Source organism: Holdemania filiformis DSM 12042, from assembly GCF_000157995.1.
GTDB classification, from domain to species: Bacteria; Bacillota_I; Bacilli_A; order Erysipelotrichales; family Erysipelotrichaceae; genus Holdemania; species Holdemania filiformis.
The window spans coordinates 1-602 of sequence record NZ_GG657577.1 but is presented as its reverse complement, the minus strand read 5'-3'; the positions used below and the strand labels follow the sequence as shown (position 1 = coordinate 602).

The window sequence follows — 602 nt, the reverse complement described above, 5'->3', positions numbered from 1 at the left end:
TGGATCATCGGTATGGGATTATCCGTCCTTCGTTTAACGCTGGATTATTATCGAGTGAAAAAGCTTCTGATGGCACGCGGACAGCGTGTTTCCAGACAGAGTCCGCAAGGTCGTCTGTTGCGTCAGCTGGGACGGAAAATGAAAAATGAAGAAAATTCCGCCGCTGATTGCCAGCCGGTCAGCACCTACGCCGATGGCGATCGGATTTCTTAATCCCGCGATTGTTCTGGCACCGGAATTATTGGAACATGAAAATCTGGATCTGATTTTAAAGCATGAGCTGATTCATTTGAAACAAAAAGATTTGTGGAAGAAAGTGCTGCTCAGCGCAGCTCAGACCATTCATTGGTTTAATCCGTTCGTCTGGCTGATGAACAATCAGGCGGAAAATGATATCGAGATGGCCTGTGATCAGCGATTATTAAAAGGGCAGTCGAAGGAAGTCAGAGCGGTCTATGGCCGGATGATCGTCGATGTCATTCGTCAGACCCGTCTACCAATGACGGCGTTCTCTACCCGATTTTCATCCGGGAAGCCGCTGAAAAAGCGTATTCAAGCTCTGTTTGATTCCTCGCGGAAGAAGAAAGGAACCTTGATCTTAA

General features: G+C 47.3%; 2 protein-coding genes. Both read left to right on the top strand.

Annotation, left to right across the window (positions count from 1 at the left end; all coding sequences use genetic code 11):
- On the top strand, window positions 1-213 hold a 213-nt coding region (locus HOLDEFILI_RS20160), incomplete at its 5' end, for a hypothetical protein (protein ID WP_208854990.1).
- Window positions 146-602 (top strand): M56 family metallopeptidase (locus HOLDEFILI_RS18045; protein ID WP_006061396.1); only part of this gene is annotated, 457 nt, incomplete at its 3' end. The genes HOLDEFILI_RS20160 and HOLDEFILI_RS18045, both read left to right, overlap by 68 nt.